Source organism: Catenulispora yoronensis, assembly GCF_039531695.1.
Classification (GTDB): domain Bacteria; phylum Actinomycetota; class Actinomycetes; order Streptomycetales; family Catenulisporaceae; genus Catenulispora; species Catenulispora yoronensis.
In genome coordinates, this window is record NZ_BAAAQN010000030.1 from 44,472 (window position 1) to 64,804 (window position 20,333).

The window sequence follows — 20,333 nt, forward strand, 5'->3', positions numbered from 1 at the left end:
GCGGAGGGGGTGGCACCTGAGTACGGATACTCATGTCGGGGCTAGTGATCGCGGAAGTGGCGAGCTGCGGAGGCGTAGACCCATTTGCTAGCAATAGTCCTGGTTTCGCTGTCTTCGCTGTCTTCGCTGTCTTCGCTGTCTTCGCTGAGAAGCTTCTTGTACTTCCGCTTCTGGGTCACGTTCGCCACGATCATCGACGGCAGCCCTACCGCGAGGCCCCCTATCGCGAGGTCAACAGCAGCGTCATGAGCCACACCGGTCTGCCCTAAAAGCCAGCCCCCGACGAAGAGGATTGCCCCACCGAGAAAGCCACCGGCCAGAACCGGATGGGGTCGCACCGTTAACAGGTTGGACGGGATCCGAACTTCGGGCCGCGCGAGGTCCGGCGACAGATCGATGGTCCACTCCGGTCCGGTGGCGCCGAGATTCGTGCCGGCCGGGTCGACGTCAGGCGCACAGATGAAGAAGTAGTAGGTGTCATCGGCGACATCCACCCTGCACTCGTTGCTCACCCGACTCCCGCACCTGAGCTGGAGCGTGTGCGACCCGGCCGGCGGATACAGGCAGGCAGCGCCGCCGGCATGGATCCGATCGGTCTGGACACCGTCGATGAGCACTTCGAAGGGCTTCGACATCTCGCCACTGCCGCCGCCCGCCCTCCTCAGCATGATCATTGGATGCCGCACAGCCCTTCTACGCCGTTTTGTTCCGATAGACATGATTCGATCCATGGATCGCTCTGACCTGCCAACAATCCCACAACCCCCTGCTCGAACATATGTTCTATAGTGGGTCGAGTGAGATGGTCCGGGCAGCTGATCAGCGACAACGACGACGACGCGGCGGGCGGCCTGTTCAAGGCGTCGGATGTCGTCGTCCGTACCTTTGACACGCCCGGGTTCCGGGATGCGACGTTCTACGAGGTGCGTGCCAAGTCGGTGCTCAACAAGGTGCCGGGGGCCGCGCCGATGTTCGGGTGGACCATCAACCCCTACCGGGGCTGTGGGCACCGCTGTGTCTACTGCTTCGCGCGCAAGACGCACACGTACCTGGATCTCGACGCCGGGTTGGACTTCGATACGCGGATCGTGGTCAAGGTCAACGCTCCGGAGGTGCTGCGGCGGGAGCTGGCGCGGCCTTCGTGGCGGCGTGAGGCGGTGGCGATGGGTACCAATGTGGACTGCTATCAGCGCGCGGAGGGGCGTTATCGGCTGATGCCGGAGATTGTCGGGGCGCTGGGGGATTTCGGCACGCCGTTCTCGATCCTCACCAAGGGCACGCTGATGCTGCGCGATCTGCCGTTGTTGACGGCCGTCGCGCGGGAGGTGCCGGTGCGGCTCGCCATGTCGGTCGGGTCGGTCGACGACAGTGTGTGGCGGACCGTGGAGGCGGGGACGCCGAGTCCGGCGCGGCGGTTGGACGCGGTGCGGACGCTGGCCGACTCGGGGTTGGGCTGCTCGGTGCTGATGGCGCCGATCCTGCCGTTCCTGACCGACTCGCCCGAGCAGCTGCGCGCCACTGTCGAGGCGATCGCGAAGGCCGGCGCGCATTCGGTGACGCCGATCGTGCTGCATCTGCGCCCGGGCGCGCGGGAGTGGTACTACGAGTGGCTCCAGGCGACGTACCCGCACCTGGTTTCCCGCTATCGCGCGCTCTACCGCAACGGCTCCTACACGCCGACGTGGTATCAGGACCGTGTCACGGCGGCGGTTCGCGAACTCGCCAAGGCGTATGGGCTGGTCCGCCCCCGGGCCGCCGACCCCGCCCCCAGCCTCGGCGCCGGCCCCGGGAATCCCACAACGCGCGCGACCGAAGTCCAACCCGCGTTGTGGGATGACGTGGAACTCCCGTTCCAGCCCGGAGCCTGACCGAATCAGTAGGAAAACCAGCCGACCTACCCGAACTCAGGAGCGATGATCCCGCCCACCGTCGCGCACCACGTATCGGTGTCGACCTTCCCGTTCGGCGGCAGACCGTGCAGATGCTGCATCGCCTGCACCGCCTTGTGCGTGTCGTGGTCGAAGTCGCCGCTCTGCGTCAGCGCATAGCCCTTGTGCACCAGGATCGACTGCAGCGCCTGCACCGCGTTGCCGCTGTCGCCCTGGCGGATCGGCGCGCCGAGCGCCTCCCACGTCGGGTCGGTCACCGTACCGTCGCTGGCCACGACGACGCCGAGCTTCGCCTGAAGGTCCTGGACCGCCGCCACGGTGTCGGCCGTGAACGCCCCGGTCGTCGGCACCGTGTACCCCTGGTTCAGCAGCAGCCACTGCACCACCCGCACCACCGGGCCGGCGTTGGAGACGAAGACGTCGGGCCACGTCCGGTCCGGGAACGAGGTCTGGCCCAGCCGCTTCGCGACGGTGTGCCGCAGCGTCGGGAACTGGCGGTAGAAGGCGATACCGGGGCAGTCGGTGTCGTTGTAGTCCCAGTGCCCGAAGATGTTGTTCGCGCCGATCTTGTACTGCCGGCAAATCGTGACGCAGAGCTGCGTCAACGACTCGAACAGCGCGGCCGGGGGCGTCTCGGTGACGTACGTGCCCTCGTTCTCGATGCCGATGCCCTGGTTGTTCTCGCCGACGCAGTGCGCGCCCTGCACCTGCTCGGTGCCGGCGGCGAGCGCCTCCAGGCTGCGGTGCCGGCCCTCCAGCACGAAGCCGCCGCGGCTGACGGTGAAGTGCTGGCCGGTGTCGATCCAGCCGTTCTTGTCCATGTGCAGGTCCTGGATCTCCTGGGCCAGGTGGACGGCCTGGGCCCGCGAGTAGTCCGTGACGTTCGGGAAGTCGGTATGGTGCACGATGATCTTGCGGGTGGTCCCGCTTTTCATCGTCACCGGCGCGGCCGGCGGCCGGGCACCCCAGGAGGCGCAGTCGATGATGAACGACAGGTCGGCGCCGCCGGTGGCGTCGGTTGCGGCCGAGGCCGGTGCGGCGAGCTGGGGCAGCAGGCCGAGGCCGGCGGCGGCGGTGACGCCGACGCCGGCGCGCAGCGCGGTCCGCCTGCTGACGGAGCGGTCGGGGAAGGCCATGGGGGTCCTCTCGGGCGGCCGGTGACGCAGGGCTCTGGATGAGGGCGGGTGAAGCAGAGGCCACCATCCGCGAAACCACAGGATCCCTACTCTTGGATCGCGGATAGATGTGGATTGTTTTCTACTCTCGGAGGATGCCCTTGTCCAGAGTCCTGCGATCGACGATCCGGAGAACGAGACCTGTCAGCCCGATCCGCGCCGCTCCGCCCCGGTCCGCACTGATCCGCCCCCGATCCGCCCCCGATCCGAACGGCTACCCGGCGAACTCCCGCGCCAACTTTTCGATGACCTCCAACCCGGGCGCGAACACGTTCCCGATCGGGACCACGGTGTAGACCGGCTTGGTCGCGATCCCGGCCTCCGCAGCGGTCGGCAGCAGCACGTCCCGCACAAAGGCCTCGAAGCCCGCCGCCTCGTCCCACACCTCCACGATCCGCATCCCGCCCGCCGCCGGGCCCGCGAGGTGCAGGTGGATGCCCTCGGCCGGGGTGCCCTGCACACCCATTCGGGACACGATCCCGAAGTAGTCGGCCTCGGTCTCGTCCCAGTCCATCACGATGAAGACCGCCATGCTGTATCAGCTCCCTTATACACCGGCCGACGTTCCCGGCCGCTCCCTGGCAAACCTAGGTTCGGCCGGCGGCGCACAGGGCGGCCGGAGACGACAGGATGGGGACCGGACGCGACAGCGATCTTCACAGGGGGCTGAGTCGCCATGACACGCACATCCACACCCACACCCACATCCGCACCCACACCCACGCCCAAGACCCCCGACACCGTCTCCTCCCACCTGACCCGCCTGGTCCTGCGCACCGCGCGACACTCAGGCCTGCGCGAAGCCAGCACCGCGCACCTGCCAGGACTGACCCCGGACGCCCTCGCCGACGACTCCATCCGGCCGCCGACCGCCTCGCTGCTGCGGCTGTGGGAGCTGTTCACCGCCGCCGCGCCGGCACCCGGGGCCGGGTTGCGGGTCGCCGAGGGCGCCGCGCTCGGGCAGCTGCACGTCTGGGACTACCTGTTCACCAGGGGCGGCGACCTCGCCGCCGGCGCGCGCCTGGCCGCCGAGCGGCTGCACCTGCTGGTCGACCCGTCGGCGGTGATGACCGTCCAGGAGGACGGCGCGCTGCTCACCATCGGCTACAGCTCCGAGACCCCATGGACCGGCGCCGCGGAGGGGATCCACGAGTTCGTCATGGCCCTGATCCTGCGGCGCTGCCGGGAGACCGTCGGCCGGGAGGTGGCCCCGGTGCACGTCGGTTTCGCCCACCGGGCGCCGCGCCGCCACCGGCACCTCGTCGACGCGTTCGGCACCGGCCGCATGGACTTCGGGCGCCCGGCCAACTCGCTGACGTTCCTGGCCGCCGACACCCGCGGCGGGCGGCCCGCCGACCCGACGCTGACGCGGATCCTGGCGCATTACGCCGACCTGCTGACCGCCGAAGCGCGGCCGGTGCCGGGCTGGTGGGAGCGGTTCGACCAGGCCCTCGCGCGGGCGGTCGTCGCCGACGGAGCCGCCCCGTCACTGGCGCGGCTGGCGCGCACCATGGCGGTCACGCCGCGCACCCTGCAACGCCGCCTCGGCGATCACGGCACCACCTGGCAGCGCGAACTCGATCGGGCCAGGAGCGCCCATGCGGCGACCCTGGAGGCGGCCGGGACCCCGACGGCCGCCATCGCCGTCCGGCTCGGCTACAGCGACCCCCGGGCCCTGCGACGGGCCATGCGGCGGTGGACCCGGGACGGGACGGTCAGCGTCCCCGGCCCCCGAACGTCCGCCGGGCCGGCGAGGAGGACTGCCGCGACGGACGCGAAGGACGCGACGGACGCCGCGTAGGCGCCGCGTGCGCCTCGGCGAGCGCCTCGGCCTGCTTGCGCTCCTCGGCCTTCTTCTCCTTGGCGTGCTTCTCCTTGACCCGCAGGGCCTCGCGCCGCACCTCGCCCTGGATCGCCCGCTCGGTGCGCAGCCACTCCGGCTCGTCGGCCTTCAGCGCGTCGATCTGCTCGGTGGTCAGCGCCTCCTCGATCCCGCCGCGGGCCAGGCCGGAGATCGAGATCCCGAGCTTGCCGGCCACCACGGGGCGCGGGTGCGGCCCGTCGCGGCGCAGCTCGCGCAGCCACTGCGGCGGGTCGGTTTGCAGGGCGTTCAGCTCGTCACGGGTGACGACGCCTTCCTGGAACTCCGCGGGGGTGGCTTCCAGGTACACGCCCAGCTTCTTGGCCGCGGTCGCGGGCTTCATCGACTGGGGGGACTTCTGCGACGTCATGGGTCCAGCGTAGCGAGCCCTCGCGGCAGGCCGGATCTTGCCCGGTACCCTGGCCGGGTGACTGGCACGCAGGCGCCCCCGACGTTCCGGCTCGCGTACGTCCCCGGGGTGACCCCCGCCAAGTGGGTGCGGACGTGGGCCGAGCGGCTCCCCGACGTCCCGCTGGAGCTGCTGGCGCTGACCCCGGACGAGGCCGAGCAGGCCGTCAAGGACGGCTCGGCCGACGCCGCGCTGCTGCGCCTTCCGGTCGACCGCGCGCTGCTCAGCGCGATCCCGCTCTACACCGAGGCCACCGTGGTCGTGGTCCCCAAGGACCACGAAGTGACCGCCGTCGAGGAGGCCGCGCCGGCCGACCTGGGCGACTACATCGTGCTGCATCCGATGGACGACACCCTGGAATGGGAGACGCTGCCCGGGCAGCCCGCGATCGAACGCCCGGCCAGCACCGCCGACGCCGTCGAGCTGGTGGCCGCCGGGATCGGGGTGCTGCTGGTGCCGCAGTCGCTGGCCCGCCTGCACCACCGCCGCGACCTCACCTACCGGCCGATGACCGAGGACGCCGCGCAGTCGACCGTGGCGCTGTCCTGGCTGGAAGGGCAGACCACCGACCTGGTGGAAGAATTCATCGGGATCGTACGGGGGCGGACCGTCAACAGCTCGCGCGGCCGCGCCGCGACCCCGCCCGCGCCGGGGGCCGCGGACCAGAAGCAGAAGCAGGGCCAGAAACCGGCCCAGAAGCAGAGCCAGAAGCAGGGCCAGCAGCAGAAGCCCGCGGCCGCCGGCAGAACCGGATCGGCGCCGCGCCCCGGGACGGGCTCCGGGACGGGATCGGGCCGGCGGCAGGGAGCGAAACCCGCGAAGCCGCGGCGCCGCAAGTAAATAGTGAAAGGTGGACCCGGGGTGGACATGACGGCCGGCTGGCAATGGGACGAGACCTTGTTCGCGGGCACCGCCGCCTTCTACCGCCGGGGTCGCATCCCCTACGCACCCGGGACGGCCGAGGTCATCGCCAAGGTCCTGGCGGCCGACAGCACCCAGCGCGTGCTCGACGTGGGCTGCGGTCCCGGGACGATAGGCGTGTCGCTGGCCCCGTACTTCGGCGAGGTGGTCGGGCTGGACCCGGACCCCGAGATGATCGCCGAGGCCGAGCTGTGGGCCGACGGCGCGGGCGTGGCGCACCGGACCAGCTGGCTGCGGATGCGCGCCGAGGACCTGCCGGCCGGCCTGGGCACCTTCGACGCCGTCACCTTCGGCCAGTCCTTCCACTGGGTGGACCGCGACCTGGTCCCGGCCACCATCTACGCCATGCTCCGCCCGGGCGGAGCGCTGGTGCACATAGCGGAATGGAAGAACGAGATGCGGACGGCCGAGGGCCTGCCGCACCCGGCGGCCCCCTACACGGCGATCGAGGACCTGGTCCGGCAGTACCTCGGCCCGGTGCGGCGCGCCGGGCAGGGCACGCTGCCCCACGGCACCCCCGGCGACGAGGCCGCGGTGCTGGCGCGGGCCGGCTTCGACGGCCCGGACCAGCACATCGTGCGCGGCGGGCAGCATCTGGTGCGGACCGAGGACGACGTGGTGGCCGGGACGTTCTCGCTGTCATACGCGGCGCCGCACCTGTTCGGCGCACTGCGCGACGCCTTCGAGGCGGAGCTGCGGCGGCTGCTGCGGGACGAGTCGCCGTCGGGGCTGTTCTCGGAGCGGCAGCCGAGCGCCGAGGTGCGGATCTGGTACACGGAAGACTGAGCGACCGGGCGCCGGGCGCCGCTGCCCCCGGGGCGCGTCTCAGCCGGTCTCAACCAGCCCCGGCGCTCAGTTCCACATCTGGTAGCGGTCGTTGCTGGAACAGGCCCATTGCTTGACGGGCTTGGCGTTGCCGATCGCCGTCTTGTCGGCGACGACGCAGGTGCCGGCGCGCGGATTCTGCATCAGCGCGTCGGCCTCGCCGGCGACGTTGAGGCGGCCGGTACCGACGAAGGCGACCTGCTGGGCGGCGTTCCCGGTGGCGCAGGCCTTCTGGATCAGCGCGGCTCCGTTGCCGGTCTTCGCGTCGTCCCAGGTCAGACAAGTTCCGGCGGCCAGGTTGCGCAGCATCGGCGCGGCGCCGACGGTCGAGACGACGGTCCACTGCTGATAGTTGTCGGCCGGGTCGCAGTTCCACTGCCAGACGTGGGCGCCGTCGGAATGGTCGGCACGGTCGGCGGCCAGGCAGTCGCCGGCGGCCTGATTGCCGAGCATGAAGGTGAAGCCGCCGGAGATCGCGGCGCGGGCGTTGCCCAGGAAGCTTTTCCAGGAACCGTTGTTGTAGGCGCTCCACGGCGACCAGCTCGCGCCGTGGTTCGACACCTTCCAGGCCGCGTTGGCGTTGCACTGGATCTGGTAGGCGCAGCTGTCGGAGACCTCGGGGTGGTAGCGGCTGTTCATCTGCCACAGGCCGCGGTCGACCGAGCCGCCGTCGTTGTTGACGTTCTTGGCGCGGGGCGTGCAGCTGGACTCGGCCATGGCGACCGCGACGGCCACCACGATCTGCGGCTGGGCCCCGGCGGAGGTGGAAACCGTCTTGGTGAAGGAGAATCCGGCCTTGGCCGCGACTTTCGCGCACATGATGGTCGAGGCCGGGGCTTTGGCGCCGCCGGTCGGCAGCAAGGTGCGGGACGCGCGGTGCGTTCCGTCGGCGTGCTGGGCCGCGGTCGGCGGAGCCGATACGGCTGGCACAGCCGATACGGCCGACGCGGGGGCGGACGGTGCCAGAGCGGCGAGTGCTCCGGCGGCCAGAGTGACGAGCAGTACGGCGAGCGCCCGGCGGGAGGCGCGACGGCTGGGGATGAGCAATCCGTATCGCTTTCGATCGAAATCTGGTACATCGAGGTCTGATACGGAGTGTAGGCGGCGGGTTCATGGAACCGATCAAGGACGCGCCGCGCCGCCCGGTGGTGCGAACATGGTCCAGGAGGGGTCCACCGATACCGGCCGCGACCCCCGCGACGTGCGAAGCGGCACCGGGCATGGTCTGCTAGGTGCGAAGGCGGTGATCACCATGGTGTATGTCGTCTATCTGCAGGACGGGCCCGAACCCTCGGGTGTCCGGACCAACAACCGCGTCATCACCACCACCGAACAGGTGACCGAACTGTCGGTGCCGTGCGAGGGCGGCGTGGGGCTGTGGCGCTACAACGGGGAACACATCACGATCGGCACCGGGCAGGCGGCGGTGTTCGAGTTCGTGCACATGGAACAGCAGCACCCGGCGCCGGCGCCCCCGCACTCCTCGCACTGAGGACGGGGGCGGCGGCGCCGGGTGAGCGGTGCGGTCGCGGGCTCGGCCGGCGGCCCGACTCGCGGGCTCGGCCGACCTGGTCAGCCGACCTGCCCGGCCGACGTGTTCAACCGGCCTGCTCAGCCAGCCTGGTCAGCCGGCCTGCTCAGCCGATCTGCTCAGCCGACGTGCACAGCCGCGGTGCCGGTCGGCAGGTCGCTCTTGCGCGCCTTGACCAGCACGCCGACCACGACGGCCGCGACCGCCAGGATGGCGGCACTCCACGTGAAGGCCACGATGTAGCCGTGGACCTGGGCGTGGGCGGCCAACACCTCGGGGCTGCCGGCGGTGGCGGCGTGCGCCTTGGCGTAGCTGGTCGTCGCGCTGGTCGCGAAGGTCACCAGCATCGCGGTGCCGAGCGCGCCGCCGATCTGCTGCGTGGTGTTCACCAGGGCCGAGGCCACGCCGGCGTCGTGGTCGGCGACGCCGATCAGCGACGTGGAGGACAGCGGCACGAAGAACAGGCCGACACCGAAGGCCATGATCGCCTCGGCCGGGATCACGTGGGTGGCGTAGGCGGTGTCCACGCCGATCCGGGTGAACAGCACCATGCCGACCACGGCCAGCATGAAGCCGACGAACATCAGGATGCGCGGCCCGACGGCGGGCAGGAAGCGGGTCGACACCCCGGCGCCGGCGACCACCGCGAAGGTGAACGGCAGGAACGCGAAGCCGGACTTCAGGGCCGAGTACCCCAGGATGCCCTGCATGTAGTAGGTCAGGAAGATGAAGACGCCGAACAGGCCGACACCGAGCAGCAGGGAGCTGAGGAACGAGCCGCCGCGGTTGCGGTCCAGGATGACGCGCATCGGCAGCAGCGGGTGCGAGGTGCGCACCTCGATGACGACGAAGGCGGCCAGCAGCAGCACGCCGACGGCCAGCAGACCCAGCGTGGTGCCGGAGCTCCAGCCATCGGTGTTGGCCTTGTTGAACCCGTAGACCAGGGCGGCCAGGCCGGCGGTGGAGGTCAGCGCGCCGGGGATGTCGTACTTGGTGTTGCCCGCGGCCTTGCTCTCGTCCAGGTAGCGGGTGGCGGCGAAGGCGGCGGCGACCGCGATCGGGACGTTCACCAGCAGCGTCCAGCGCCACGAGGCGTACTGCGTGAGCACGCCGCCCAGGATCAGGCCGATGGCGGTGCCGCCGCCGGCGATGGCGCCGTAGACGCCGAAGGCCCGGGCCCGCTCCTTCTCCTCGGTGAAGGTGACGGTCAGCAGCGACAGCGCGGCCGGGGCCATCAGCGCGCCGAAGACGCCCTGCAGGCCGCGGGCGCCGTAGAGCATGGCCTGGTTGACGGCGGCGCCGCCGAGCGCGGAGGCCGCGGCGAAGCCCAGCAGGCCGATGACGAAGGCCCGGCGCCGTCCGGTGTAGTCGGCGACCCGGCCGCCGAGCAGCAGGAACGCGCCGAAGGCCAGGGCGTAGGCGGTGATCACCCACTGCTTGTTGACCTCGGATATGTGCAGCGCGTGCTGCATGGTCGGCAGCGCGATGTTCACGATGGTGCCGTCGAGCACGATCATCAGCTGGGCGATGGCGATGACGACCAGCGCCGCCCAACGCCGCGGATCCGCGCCCGCCCCGGTGTCCGTCGCGGCCGGCGCCGCGGACGGAACCCGATCCGTGGAGGTTGACATGTGTGCTTACTCACTTTCGGAAAAAGCGCCCGGTTTCAGGCAGCACTCGATCGGCACGCGACCCGCCCGGGGCGCGCGGTCCTGCGTCGGGAGAAGGTCAGTCGCCGAAGCGCCTGGCCATCAGGGGAATGAGGATGTCGTCGGTCAGATGGTCCAGGTATCCGTCGTCCACAGCGCTGCCGTAGACGAATATCCGCATGAACAGCAGGGCGGGGGCGATCTCGGGGAAGATCGTCGGGTCGGTGTCCGCGGGCAGTTCGCCCCGGGCGACGGCCCGGTCGAGCATCCGCTGCGTCACCTGCTCCTTGTCCTCCAACATCGAGGTCCGCACGGCCTCGGCCAGCTCGGCGTCCTTCTGCACGGCGACCAGCAGCCCGCTCATGATCTGCCCCGTCGGGCCGGTCATCAGCTCCCGCACGCCGCGCAGCGTCGCGATCAGGTCGCCCCGCAGGCTGCCGGTGTCGGTGTTCCGGCTGAGGTCGGCCTGCTCGAAGCACTTGATCGCGGCCACCACGAGGTCGGCCTTCCCGGGCCAGTGGCGGTACAGCGTCGCCTTGCTCGCCTTGGCCCGGGTCGCGACCGCGTCCAGCCGCAGGGCGTCGTAGCCGCCCTCGGCCAGCAGCTCCAGCGTGGCGCCGAGGATCGCCTGCTCCCGGTCGGGATCAAGCTTCGGCCCGGCTTCCATGGCGGAGTCCTTTCAGCGTGGTGTACGAAACTGTTTCGTACAGTAGCACGGTCCGGGTGCGAAACGAAACCGTTTCGTACAGCGAGGGTCGAGGAGCGGTCGGGCGGGCGTGATACCGTGTAACTATCCAGTTAGTTACACGGCCTGAACCACCCGCACAGACCGCCCTCCACCCGTACAGACCGCCCTCCACGATCGGAGCCCTCATGAGCACCATCCTCGTCACCGGCGCCAACAAGGGTCTCGGCCACGAGACTGCCCGCCAGCTGCTCGCCGCCGGCCACACCGTCTACGTCGGGGCGCGCGACGGCGCGCGCGGACAGGCCGCGGCCGCCGAGCTCGGGGCCCGGTTCGTGCAGATCGACGTCACGGACGACGCCTCGGTCACCGCCGCGGCGAAGACCGTCGCCGCCGAGGGCGGGCTGGACGTGCTGGTCAACAACGCCGGGATCGAGCCGCGGGCGGCCGACGGCGGGTTCCTGCCGGCGGGCGACGTCACCGGGGACTCGATGCGGGCCGTGTTCGAGGCGAACGTCTTCGGACAGGTGCGTATGCTGCACGCGTTTCTGCCGCTGTTGCAGGCGTCGCCGGCCCCGGCCGTGGTCAACGTCAGCAGCGGGCTGGCGCTGACCCGGGAGCTCGCCGATCCGGAGTCGTTCACGCACTTCTACCCGGGAGTGGAGTACCCGGCCTCGAAGGCGGCCGTGAACATGCTGACGGTGCAGTACGCGAAGGCGTTCCCCGGGATCCGGATCAACGCCGTCGACCCCGGCTACACCGCCACCGATCTGAACCACAACGCCGGGACGCAGACGGTCGCCGAGGGCGCGGCGGTCATCGTGCGGATGGCGCAGGTCGGGCCCGACGGACCCACCGGCGGGTTCTTCGAGGCGGCCGGCCCCGTCGACTGGTGATCGGCTCCACTAGCGTGGGCCGCGTGAGTGCACCCACCGCGGCGCGGCAGCCCCGCCCCCGCGACGCCGAGGCGACCAAGGCCGCGCTGCTGCGCGCGGCCACCACGGAGTTCGCCGAGTACGGCCTGGCCGGGGCGCGGGTGGACCGGATCGCCGAGCGCGCCGGGGCCAACAAGCGGCTGATCTACGTCTACTTCGGGGACAAGGACCGGCTGTTCGACGCGGTCGTGGACGACCAGTCGCGCGCTGTCATGGCCGCCGTGCCGCTCCCGGACGGCGATCTGGTCGCCTTCGCCGCTGCACGCTTCGACTACATACTCGCCAATCCCGAAGCCCGGCGAATCGCCCACTGGCGGGCGTTCGAGCGCGGCGAACCGACGGAGGAGGAACTGGCCGCGTATCGCCTGCGCCTGCAAGCGATCGCGGAGGCGCAGCAGCGGGGACGCGTGCGCGACGACCTGCCGGCGGCGGAGCTGTTCGCGCTGGTCCTGCGGATGTCGGAGGGCTGGCTGGCCGCGCCCAGCGCCTTGTGGGCCGCCGCGGGCGGGGATCCGATGGCGCCGGAGCGGCTGGCCCGGCATCGCGACGCGATGCTGGCGGCGGTGCGGAGTGTCATTCAGGGCTGAGGCTTGGGGCGCCGAGCGCGTCTGGTCGCTCGGCGCTCGTTTGGCCCTCACTTCGGCGCTCGTTTCAGCCCTCACTTCGGCCCTCACGGGGCGGAGTACACCAGCCGTCGTGCGAAGTTCAGGAACCCGGCACGCTCCATCGCCGTCGCCATGGGCACGTTCGCCAAGTCGGTGTCGGCCCGCACCATGGTCGCCCCGACCTCGACCACCAGGATCCGCAGGATCTCGTCGAGGATGTCGCCGACGTAGCCGTTGCCTCGGAACTCCGGCAGCACGCCGAGATACCCCACCACGTGCGCACCGGGGTTCCGGGACGGGAAGCCGAATCCGACCGTCCGGCCCTCGGCGTCCTTGGCGATCCGCCACCAGGACCGCTCCCCCAGCATCACGTCGCGGTAGAACTCCACGTCGGAGCGGGCCTGCGCCTCGGCGCCGACCGCCGCCGCCTCGGTGACGGAGGTGTGGTCCAGCGAAGACTCCAGCACCCGCGCGAACAGGCCGACGAACACCTCGTCGTCGGGCTCGGCGTGGAAGGTCAGCCGCTCGGACGGCTCCGGCGGCTCCGCGCCCTCGACGATCCACTCGTAGCGCAGCCGCTCCAACCGCTCGGTCAGCCCGGCCCGCGCGGCCGCGGCCGTCCGCCAGGCCAGCGCCTCGACCACCTCCGGCCGCTCCCGCCAGTCGCCGGGCACGAACACGTGGTAATCCGGCAGCCGCCGGTCTTCACCGGCGGCGAAGGCCTCCTGGCCGGCCCGCAGAACCGCGGCGACCAGCTCGACCCGGTCCGCACCGGGAACGGACTCGGCCACCAGGATCGCGTCCAGCGCCCCGGGGTGGTCCTGGGCCGACGCGCCCCACCACACCGCCACGGCCAGCGGCGCATCCGACGCGTCGTCGACGGCGAGCCAGGTCCACTCGGGCCGGTACTGCCGGGCGGCGAGCTTGTCGAGGAAGGACTCCCCGGACAAGGCGCTGGCCGGGTCCCGCACTATCAGCGGGCGCACGGCGTCGATGTCGGACTCGGCGAGCGGACGGATGGTGATCGCGGCACCAGCAGGCAAATCTGTCTCCTGAGAAAGAGGTTTGTTCCATCGCGCCATTCATGATCATTGGCGCCGGGCCACCCTACGACGTACTCGGCCGGAGAGGCATTCGAATATCCGGCGGCACTCACCTGCGATGGTGGGGACGCGGCTGACGAGTGGCGAGTTCTTCGGCGATCGCTCGGCATTTCGGGTCTCGACGGACTGCCGAGATGCACGGTTACCGGGGTTTGTCTGGCCGTGAGATGAACGGTCCGCGATGGTCATCGTGGGGGTGATTCGTGGCGGTAATTCAGGGGCCTGTTATCCTATCACCGCAGGTGGGAGCGGCCATTCGCATCGGGGCCGGCCGGGGGCGATCACGTGGCGTCGATAACCGGCCACGCACCGTTGACGCACCCTCCGAGCGGCTCTAGCCTCCCCCGTGCCCGCTCGCCGAACCGCCCCCACAGTCGCAGTCCCCTTATACGGAGGCTTCCATGCGCCCTACCCCCGCACGCCGTCTCGCCTTCGCCGCCACCCTCGCCCTCGGCCTCGGTGCCGCGGTGGCTCCCGCCGCGACCGCCGGCCCCATCCAGGACCCCATCCCGATCCAGCCGAACACGTACTTCTACGGCCTGGTCAACGGCAAGGCCGCGGACGCCGTGATCCAGGTGATCTGCCCCGGCCCGATCAGCCCGACCAGCACCGGCCACCCGCTCGAAGGCCAGACCGCCGAGGTCCGCAGCATCGTCCCGCCGGTGAGCAGCCTGCCCGGCTACACCGGCAGCGGCGCGCACCAGATCGACGCCGGCCTGTCGCTGCCGAGCAGCACCGTGGCCAACGCGCCGATCGTGTTCACGTCGTTCTTCGCCCCGGCGAAGATCCCGACCACCTGGGCGGTGCCCTGCGGCGGCACCAGCACGATGACGTTCGTGCCGTTGGCCACGAGCACGACGGCGCGCAGCTACAGCGTCACCGTCTCGTTCGTGAACATCGCGGTCTGAAACCATCCGCGACGCGCCGGACAATCAGGGAAGTCGTTTTACCGCATAGTTCGGCCGCCATTGGTGAAGTAGTGTTCTGATACCTGATATTCGCGACGCCCGCCACGGAAGCAGCAATGGCTTCCGTGGCGGGCGTCGCGAGCGCCAAGGACACTTCATCGAGGGGGCGGGCATATGCGATCGGGAAACAAGTCGACGACGGCGTTCGCGCCGGTCGCCGCGCTGTCGGCGTTGGCAATGGCGGCGACGGCCCTCGCCGGCTGCGACGCCTCGAGCGGCCGGCCCAGACCGGCGTCCGTCCCGGGATCCGCCGGCTCGGCGGCAAGCATGTCGGCGTCGCTGAAGGACTTCTGCGGCGACTTCGCCTACCTGTTGACACTGAACCCGCCGGACGAGGGCTCGTCGGTCCCCCTGCCCGACATCGTCGCCTACGACCGCGCGACCTCCGAAGCCCCCGCCGCGGTGAAGACCGACATGACGATCGCCGACACCGCCGTCCACGCCGCGGCCGCGACGGCGAAGGCCGGCGACCTGAGGCGGCTGACCGACGCGGTCAATAGGGTGTCCCGATGGGCCATGGCCCCGGACAACTGCCATTTGTCATCGCAGTAGGCATTGCCTTTTAGGTGCTTCTATCTAGTTGCAGGGCTTCCACGTACCGGCCCCGGTGGATCACACGAATCAGAGTAATGTTTCGCCGCCAGAGCCCGGGCACGGCAAGGAGGCAGCGCATGACGCACACGGCGAAGAAGCGCGGAATAACGGCGATCCCGACAACGATCACTACAACGATCGCGGCAGCCGTGACCCTGACGGTCGCCCTGACAGCGGCAGGTTGCAGCTCCTCGAGCGGCAGCTCGACGTCGGCGAAGGTGACGTCCTCGACCACCGGCACGACCGCCGCCGCCGACACGACCTCCACCGCCGGCGCCCCGGCCACCCCGCCAGCGGGCGGCGACACGGCGAAAGCCTTCTGCGACGACTACCGCAACCTGGCCGCGCTGCAACAACCGCAGATCGGCGGCCCGGTGCCGCCCAGCACCCTCGCCGTGTTCGACCGCCTGGCGGTCGAGGCCCCGGCACCGGTGAAGGACGCGATGAAGCAGGCGACGACAGCGGTGCACGGGATGTCGGGGAAGGTGGACGCCGCGGGGCTGGCGAAGCTGGGAACCGCGATCGGTTCGGTGACGGCTTGGGCGGCCAATACCGCGAACTGCCCGGTGTCGTAGGCGAAGAGGGCGCCGCGCTGCTTACTTGCCGCGCAACCCGATCGTGTTGCCGTCCTTGTCGAGCAGCACACACACCCGCGCATCCGGCGCCACCTGCCGCGGCGCGTCCCGCTCGGTCGCCCCGGCGGCGAGCAACGTGTCGCGCATACCGTCGAGGTCGTCCACGTCGGCGTAGGCGACCGGTCCGCCGGAGGCGTCCCCGGGCGCGAGCGCCACCTCGAAACCGTCGACGTTGTAGCCGACGTAGTAGGGCTGGTCGGTGTGGGGCTCGCCGAGCAGCGCGGTGTAGATCGCCTTCGCGGCGTCAAGGTCGGAGACCGGAATGACCTGGCTACGGATCGAAGTGCTCATGCCGGTCACGGTACCCACCGTCCCGGCCCCGACCCAGCTGAAGCGTGCCGTCCAGGTGATGCGAGGCGGCGGTGATCGAACGTATTGGCGTCGTCACGGAACGTCTGCGGCGAAGCATCGGACTGAGGTAAAACAGGGCCATGAGTCGTGAGCCGGGGCTGACGTACGAGGGCGCGCTGAAGATCCTGGGGCACCGGGACCGGAAGTGGCTGGAGCGCCTCAGCGGACTGCTGGGTGGCGCACTGCTCACGGCCGGAGCCTTGAGCGGCGGAGCAGCGATAGTGCCGGCAGCGGTACTCGGCTGGATCGAGCCGAAGAACGAGGCGATGGAGCTGCTCGGCAAGACGCTGGACGCGCTGCCGGGGCGGTTTCGGCGTACGCATGGGCGCGAGCGGCGAGAGCTGATCATCGCGGCGCATACGACGATTGTCGTGGCGGCGTACTTCGAGGCGTTGCAGGAGACGATGACGGCGGAGGACTACAGGCGGCTGAAGCTGACTGATGCGAGGAAGCAGCAGATCGCTGCCAGTGCGATATCGCGGCTGTATCAGTCCGAAACACCCTCGATATCCACATCTTTTGGCCTCAACACGATTTCATTTGACTTGATCCGCTGGTACGAAATACTAGACAGCGCGATCATCCATGTATCTATGAGCACCGGTGCGAGCGGCGAAGCGCGCCCGCAGGGAAAGCGAATAGAACTCACACTGACTCGCTATGAATCCCACTTCCTGAAGCTGGCGGCGACTGTACCCGAGTTCCGGATATATATGGAGTTGAGCGAACACGCCACCACCAGGGCAAAGCTGGCAACGTTCGACGAGCTGGCTGAGATGCTGACCGGCCATAGCAGTTCGTTGGCCCGCGTCGAGCAAGTTCTCGCCGAAATGGCACTGACCACCACGACGGACCTGCGTGAGCGTGTCGCAGCAGTGAATCGTGCGGCACTCGACGAGTCGATCATCCCCGAGTCGACCGCACGGCACTATGGCCGACACCTGACGTTCCCGAAGGTTCGCGATATCTTCGTCAATCCGCGGTACCGGTTCGGCATCACAGACGAAGGCTCACGTCTGACCGACGACGAGGATTGGGAGCGCCGCCTCGTTAGAGACGACCTGGATCTGCGTCTGGCCGCCCACATCGCGTCGGTAGAGGCATCGACCCAGCCTCTGCTTGTCCTCGGGCACCCCGGGGCTGGCAAATCGCTGCTGACCCGGGTACTCGCGGCGCGTCTGTCCCAGTCCGGCTATACCGTCGTGCGGGTACCGCTGCGCTATGTCGGAGCCCATTCGCCGGTTTCGCACCAGATCGAAGACGCGCTCGACCGGAGCACGAACAGCCGTGTCAGATGGCCGGATCTGGTCGATCAGAGCCACGACACCGTGCGGGTCGTGATTCTCGATGGGCTGGACGAGTTGCTTCACCAGGAGCAATCAGGGCTCTACGGATATCTGCGCTCCGTCCAGGAGTTCCAGCGCAACGAGTTGACACAGAAGACACCCGTCGTCGTGATCGTGACTTCACGCACCGTCGTCGCCGACCGGGTGGACGTCCCGATCGGGACCCCGGTGATCAAGCTGGAGGAGTTCGACGACAACCAGATCGGGCAGTGGCTGAACGCGTGGAACGAGGCCAACGCCACCGGCATCGCCACCGGGGCGTTTCGCCCCCTGGATCTCAAGATCGCCATCGAACAGCGCACACTCACGGCACAGCCGCTGCTGCTCATGATGATGGCGGTCTACGTGGCCGATCCGAAGTCGCCGGTGATCGACGAGAAGATCTCCCCTGCGGACCTCTACGAAAGACTCCTCACGCACTTCGCAGAACGCGAGGCCGCCAAGTCCACGAAATCGCTGTCGCCGGCCGAGGTCAAAGCAAGCGTCGATCTTCAGCTGCGCCATTTGTCGATCGCGGCGTTGGGCATGCTCAACCGAGGTCGACAGGACATCAGCGCCCAGGAGTTGGGCAAGGACCTCGAAGCGTTGGAGGGTCTTACTGGTGACCCGGCCGAGGCAGGGCACCGGGTACTCGGCAAGTTCTTCTTCGTCTATGTCGCGGAGGCTCGGTTCGAGCGCCCGGACGCCCCCGATCGTCGGTACGAGTTCCTCCACGCGACCTTCGGTGAATACCTGGTGGCACGGCTGGTCATCGAAACCCTGGTCGAGGCGACGCGTGCCGCCTTCAGCTCACCACGAGATCGCCGGAAGCCCGGAGACGATCTCCTGTTCGCGATGCTGTCGTTCGAAGCACTGTCAACGCGACTGCCAACGCTGCTGTTCGCCCAGGCAGTGTGCGGCCGACTCGACGACCTCGAACGTGCCAACAGCATCGAGGTACTCACAGCGCTACTGGCAGGCCATCGCAGTCGCCATGGATCCGACAAGTACCAGGGCTACAAGGCCAAGCCCATTGATCGGGTGCGAGAACTCGCCGCCTACACCGCGAACCTCGTGTTGCTTCGCCTGGCGATCGATCCGGGACAGTCGGTATCGCTCCACGAGTTGTTCATCGGCGTACCCGACCCAGAGCAGTCCTGGCAGTCGATGTTGTCACTGTGGCAGGCAGGGTTGGACAGCGAGTCCTGGAATAGTCTGGTTGATATTCTTGACCGAGATATGAACTGCCTACTTATCGCCCTATATTCACAGGGAAGGACAGGCATAGTCCAACCCCACTATGTGGCCCGCCTCAGCGGTGACAAGTCGCTGGAAATGACCCTGCGTTTTGGATATGCCTTTACCGAAGGTGCATTCTTCAGCCAGCACGGCGACCACTGGCTAGAGGTCAACGAGCCGTGGCTTTCCAAGGCACTTGCAGAGCATGGCAACGAAATAATTACGCTATTGCAGCAGCCGCCGCCAGACGCGAATCCAAATGAGACCGCACACTTTCGCGCAAAGCTCACTATGCTTATCAAAGTTCGCAGTGCAGACCTAAGTGATATCCAAGCAAGAGAGATAACGACACTTCTGGTCAAGAATGAGCGACCCGATACCATCGCTTTGGCTTCTGCGTTGATCACTCACCCGATCCTTATCGCGCAGATCCCAGAGCTTCAGGCCCCCGACCTCTTCTCAGACCCTGCCGCCGATCTGCTGCTTCGTGCTCTTTCCGGCGAGTCAGGACAAGCCGTCAGCAAGCTTCGCGGACGCAGCTCGCTGGGAGAAGTCCCGCCAGAGATCCTCTCCGCCGTCCGCGACCTCGTCGCTGCTCATCGGTGGCCGAAAGCCACTACCAGGAGGATGGGTCTCTACCGAGAAGACGATCAAATCCCCTGATCCTGTCCCCACCACCCCGTACCATCCCTCCCATGCCCGACCCCCGCCTCACCGACCTGGCCCGACTCCGCCGCGTGCGCGACCGCATCGACCGGGAGTACACCCAACCCCTCAACGTCGAGTCCCTCGCGCGGGGCGTCCATATGTCTGCCGGGCATCTCAGTCGGGAGTTCAAGGCGGCCTATGGCGAGTCGCCCTACGCCTACCTCATGACGCGGCGTATCGAGCGGGCCATGGCAATGTTGCGGCGTGGGGATATGAGCGTCACCGAGGTGTGTTTCGCTGTCGGGTGCTCGTCGCTCGGGACCTTCAGTACGCGGTTCGCCGAGCTCGTCGGTATGCCGCCCAGCGCTTATAAGCGGGTCGCGGCCTTCGCCACCGCGGGGTTGCCCGCCTGTGTCGCGACGCGGGTGACGCGGCCGGTCAGGATTCGAGAAGCCCGGGTCGGGGTGCTCGCCTAGGGTGGCGGGCATGGATCTTTCCATTCACGCGAGTTTTCTGCCGCACGACGGGGCGGACGCGGCTGTCGCCTTCTATCGGGACGTGCTGGGGTTCGAGGTGCGCAACGATGTCGGCTTCAACGGCATGCGGTGGGTGACGGTGGGGCCGGTGGGGCAGGAGGGGACGTCGATCGTGCTCTATCCGCCGGCGGCCGATCCGGGGGTCACGGAGGCTGAGCGGCGGATGGTCGCGGAGATGATGGCCAAGGGCACCTACGCCGTCATCCTGTTCGCGACGTCGGATGTCGACGGGGTGTTCGACCGGTTGCAGGCCTCGGACGCCGAGGTGGTGCAGGAGCCGACCGATCAGCCGTACGGGGTGCGGGATTGTGCGTTCCGGGACCCGGCCGGGAACCTGATCCGTATTCAACAGACCGGCGCCTGAACCGCGGCACCGCCGCCAAAAGAGCCCCGGCACCGCCGACACAAAAACCGCAGCAGCTCCAAAGCCTTCCGGAAGAGACGAGCAC

The 20,333-nt window shown here is 69.0% G+C and carries 21 protein-coding genes and 1 pseudogene; 13 read left to right on the forward strand and 9 right to left on the reverse strand.

What is annotated here, in order from left to right; translation table 11 throughout:
* Positions 1-41: 41 nt before the first annotated feature.
* Entirely contained in the window at positions 42-719 is a 678-nt protein-coding gene (locus ABD481_RS23815; RefSeq protein WP_344667960.1) for a hypothetical protein, read from the reverse strand.
* 78 nt (positions 720-797) lie between these two features.
* On the opposite strand from ABD481_RS23815, the gene ABD481_RS23820 reads away from it, so the two are divergent.
* A complete protein-coding gene (locus tag ABD481_RS23820; RefSeq protein ID WP_344667961.1) occupies positions 798-1,868 on the forward strand; it encodes an Rv2578c family radical SAM protein in 1,071 nt (356 codons plus the stop codon).
* 26 nt (positions 1,869-1,894) lie between these two features.
* On the opposite strand, the gene ABD481_RS23825 is transcribed toward ABD481_RS23820, so the two are convergent.
* Together ABD481_RS23825 and ABD481_RS23830 are read right to left on the reverse strand one after the other, a co-directional pair.
* Entirely contained in the window at positions 1,895-3,025 is a 1,131-nt protein-coding gene (locus ABD481_RS23825) for a peptidoglycan recognition protein family protein (protein ID WP_344667962.1), read from the reverse strand.
* Between the two features lie 253 nt (positions 3,026-3,278).
* On the reverse strand, positions 3,279-3,596 hold the full coding sequence (locus ABD481_RS23830; protein WP_344667963.1) for a hypothetical protein: 318 nt from the start codon (positions 3,594-3,596) through the stop codon (positions 3,279-3,281).
* 144 nt (positions 3,597-3,740) lie between these two features.
* On the opposite strand from ABD481_RS23830, the gene ABD481_RS23835 reads away from it, so the two are divergent.
* Positions 3,741-4,865 (forward strand): AraC family transcriptional regulator, encoded by a 1,125-nt coding sequence (locus tag ABD481_RS23835; protein WP_344667964.1) that lies wholly within the window; start codon positions 3,741-3,743, stop codon positions 4,863-4,865.
* A 28-nt stretch (positions 4,866-4,893) separates the two neighbouring features.
* On the opposite strand, the pseudogene ABD481_RS23840 reads toward ABD481_RS23835, so the two are convergent.
* A pseudogene (locus tag ABD481_RS23840) lies at positions 4,894-5,295 on the reverse strand (DUF5997 family protein); the annotation flags it as partial.
* A gap of 57 nt (positions 5,296-5,352) precedes the next feature.
* On the opposite strand from ABD481_RS23840, the gene ABD481_RS23845 reads away from it, so the two are divergent.
* On the forward strand, positions 5,353-6,174 hold the full coding sequence (locus tag ABD481_RS23845; RefSeq protein ID WP_344667965.1) for a LysR family substrate-binding domain-containing protein: 822 nt from the start codon (positions 5,353-5,355) through the stop codon (positions 6,172-6,174).
* A 27-nt stretch (positions 6,175-6,201) separates the two neighbouring features.
* Positions 6,202-7,041, forward strand: a complete 840-nt coding sequence (locus ABD481_RS23850; RefSeq protein ID WP_344668030.1) for a class I SAM-dependent methyltransferase — start codon at positions 6,202-6,204, stop codon at positions 7,039-7,041.
* Positions 7,042-7,107: 66 nt separating this feature from the next.
* Here ABD481_RS23850 and ABD481_RS23855 read toward each other — a convergent pair whose 3' ends face one another.
* Positions 7,108-8,010 carry an RICIN domain-containing protein gene (locus tag ABD481_RS23855; protein ID WP_344667966.1) on the reverse strand — a complete coding sequence of 301 codons (903 nt, stop codon included), beginning with the start codon at positions 8,008-8,010 and terminating at the stop codon, positions 7,108-7,110.
* A 226-nt stretch (positions 8,011-8,236) separates the two neighbouring features.
* On the opposite strand from ABD481_RS23855, the gene ABD481_RS23860 reads away from it, so the two are divergent.
* The gene (locus ABD481_RS23860; protein WP_344667967.1) at positions 8,237-8,572 is read left to right on the forward strand and encodes a hypothetical protein; all 336 of its coding nucleotides are present in this window, start codon (positions 8,237-8,239) and stop codon (positions 8,570-8,572) included.
* A gap of 158 nt (positions 8,573-8,730) precedes the next feature.
* Here ABD481_RS23860 and ABD481_RS23865 read toward each other — a convergent pair whose 3' ends face one another.
* Together ABD481_RS23865 and ABD481_RS23870 are read right to left on the reverse strand one after the other, a co-directional pair.
* Entirely contained in the window at positions 8,731-10,242 is a 1,512-nt protein-coding gene (locus ABD481_RS23865; RefSeq protein WP_344667968.1) for an MFS transporter, read from the reverse strand.
* A 97-nt stretch (positions 10,243-10,339) separates the two neighbouring features.
* Positions 10,340-10,927: a TetR/AcrR family transcriptional regulator gene (locus ABD481_RS23870; protein WP_344667969.1), complete on the reverse strand. Its 588-nt coding sequence runs from the start codon at positions 10,925-10,927 to the stop codon at positions 10,340-10,342.
* A gap of 206 nt (positions 10,928-11,133) precedes the next feature.
* On the opposite strand from ABD481_RS23870, the gene ABD481_RS23875 reads away from it, so the two are divergent.
* Together ABD481_RS23875 and ABD481_RS23880 are read left to right on the forward strand one after the other, a co-directional pair.
* Complete coding sequence (locus ABD481_RS23875) at positions 11,134-11,841, forward strand: SDR family NAD(P)-dependent oxidoreductase (protein WP_344667970.1); 708 nt, start codon at positions 11,134-11,136, stop codon at positions 11,839-11,841.
* Positions 11,842-11,864: 23 nt separating this feature from the next.
* Positions 11,865-12,467 (forward strand): TetR/AcrR family transcriptional regulator, encoded by a 603-nt coding sequence (locus ABD481_RS23880; RefSeq protein ID WP_344667971.1) that lies wholly within the window; start codon positions 11,865-11,867, stop codon positions 12,465-12,467.
* Between the two features lie 83 nt (positions 12,468-12,550).
* On the opposite strand, the gene ABD481_RS23885 is transcribed toward ABD481_RS23880, so the two are convergent.
* Complete coding sequence (locus tag ABD481_RS23885; protein WP_344667972.1) at positions 12,551-13,528, reverse strand: GNAT family N-acetyltransferase; 978 nt, start codon at positions 13,526-13,528, stop codon at positions 12,551-12,553.
* 461 nt (positions 13,529-13,989) lie between these two features.
* Between ABD481_RS23885 and ABD481_RS23890 the strand changes: the two genes are divergently transcribed.
* From ABD481_RS23890 to ABD481_RS23900, 3 genes are all read left to right on the forward strand, one after another.
* A complete protein-coding gene (locus ABD481_RS23890) occupies positions 13,990-14,496 on the forward strand; it encodes a hypothetical protein (protein ID WP_344667973.1) in 507 nt (168 codons plus the stop codon).
* 174 nt (positions 14,497-14,670) lie between these two features.
* A complete protein-coding gene (locus tag ABD481_RS23895; protein ID WP_344667974.1) occupies positions 14,671-15,108 on the forward strand; it encodes a hypothetical protein in 438 nt (145 codons plus the stop codon).
* 119 nt (positions 15,109-15,227) lie between these two features.
* The gene (locus ABD481_RS23900) at positions 15,228-15,725 is read left to right on the forward strand and encodes a hypothetical protein (protein ID WP_344667975.1); all 498 of its coding nucleotides are present in this window, start codon (positions 15,228-15,230) and stop codon (positions 15,723-15,725) included.
* A 21-nt stretch (positions 15,726-15,746) separates the two neighbouring features.
* On the opposite strand, the gene ABD481_RS23905 is transcribed toward ABD481_RS23900, so the two are convergent.
* Positions 15,747-16,076, reverse strand: a complete 330-nt coding sequence (locus ABD481_RS23905; protein ID WP_344667976.1) for a VOC family protein — start codon at positions 16,074-16,076, stop codon at positions 15,747-15,749.
* Between the two features lie 140 nt (positions 16,077-16,216).
* Here ABD481_RS23905 and ABD481_RS23910 point away from each other — a divergent pair, with 140 nt between their 5' ends.
* Genes ABD481_RS23910 through ABD481_RS23920 form a run of 3 tightly spaced genes read left to right on the forward strand, consistent with a single transcriptional unit; the run spans position 16,217 to position 20,248 of the window.
* Positions 16,217-19,363, forward strand: coding sequence for an NACHT domain-containing protein (locus tag ABD481_RS23910; protein ID WP_344667977.1), 3,147 nt, complete (start codon positions 16,217-16,219; stop codon positions 19,361-19,363).
* A gap of 32 nt (positions 19,364-19,395) precedes the next feature.
* Positions 19,396-19,824, forward strand: a complete 429-nt coding sequence (locus ABD481_RS23915) for a helix-turn-helix transcriptional regulator (protein ID WP_344667978.1) — start codon at positions 19,396-19,398, stop codon at positions 19,822-19,824.
* A 10-nt stretch (positions 19,825-19,834) separates the two neighbouring features.
* Positions 19,835-20,248 (forward strand): VOC family protein, encoded by a 414-nt coding sequence (locus tag ABD481_RS23920; protein WP_344667979.1) that lies wholly within the window; start codon positions 19,835-19,837, stop codon positions 20,246-20,248.
* Positions 20,249-20,333 lie beyond the last annotated feature (85 nt).

Bases quoted from the DNA above. Each gene is read 5' to 3' on its own strand.
- ABD481_RS23815 (WP_344667960.1), bottom strand. From the start codon at position 719: ATGTCTATCGGAACAAAACGGCGTAGAAGGGCTGTGCGGCATCCAATG.
- ABD481_RS23825 (WP_344667962.1), bottom strand. From the start codon at position 3,025: ATGGCCTTCCCCGACCGCTCCGTCAGCAGGCGGACCGCGCTGCGCGCC.
- ABD481_RS23830 (WP_344667963.1), bottom strand. From the start codon at position 3,596: ATGGCGGTCTTCATCGTGATGGACTGGGACGAGACCGAGGCCGACTAC.
- ABD481_RS23835 (WP_344667964.1), top strand. From the start codon at position 3,741: ATGACACGCACATCCACACCCACACCCACATCCGCACCCACACCCACG.
- ABD481_RS23850 (WP_344668030.1), top strand. From the start codon at position 6,202: ATGACGGCCGGCTGGCAATGGGACGAGACCTTGTTCGCGGGCACCGCC.
- ABD481_RS23860 (WP_344667967.1), top strand. From the start codon at position 8,237: ATGGTCCAGGAGGGGTCCACCGATACCGGCCGCGACCCCCGCGACGTG.
- ABD481_RS23865 (WP_344667968.1), bottom strand. From the start codon at position 10,242: ATGTCAACCTCCACGGATCGGGTTCCGTCCGCGGCGCCGGCCGCGACG.
- ABD481_RS23870 (WP_344667969.1), bottom strand. From the start codon at position 10,927: ATGGAAGCCGGGCCGAAGCTTGATCCCGACCGGGAGCAGGCGATCCTC.
- ABD481_RS23875 (WP_344667970.1), top strand. From the start codon at position 11,134: ATGAGCACCATCCTCGTCACCGGCGCCAACAAGGGTCTCGGCCACGAG.
- ABD481_RS23890 (WP_344667973.1), top strand. From the start codon at position 13,990: ATGCGCCCTACCCCCGCACGCCGTCTCGCCTTCGCCGCCACCCTCGCC.
- ABD481_RS23895 (WP_344667974.1), top strand. From the start codon at position 14,671: ATGCGATCGGGAAACAAGTCGACGACGGCGTTCGCGCCGGTCGCCGCG.
- ABD481_RS23900 (WP_344667975.1), top strand. From the start codon at position 15,228: ATGACGCACACGGCGAAGAAGCGCGGAATAACGGCGATCCCGACAACG.
- ABD481_RS23905 (WP_344667976.1), bottom strand. From the start codon at position 16,076: ATGAGCACTTCGATCCGTAGCCAGGTCATTCCGGTCTCCGACCTTGAC.
- ABD481_RS23910 (WP_344667977.1), top strand. From the start codon at position 16,217: ATGAGTCGTGAGCCGGGGCTGACGTACGAGGGCGCGCTGAAGATCCTG.
- ABD481_RS23915 (WP_344667978.1), top strand. From the start codon at position 19,396: ATGCCCGACCCCCGCCTCACCGACCTGGCCCGACTCCGCCGCGTGCGC.
- ABD481_RS23920 (WP_344667979.1), top strand. From the start codon at position 19,835: ATGGATCTTTCCATTCACGCGAGTTTTCTGCCGCACGACGGGGCGGAC.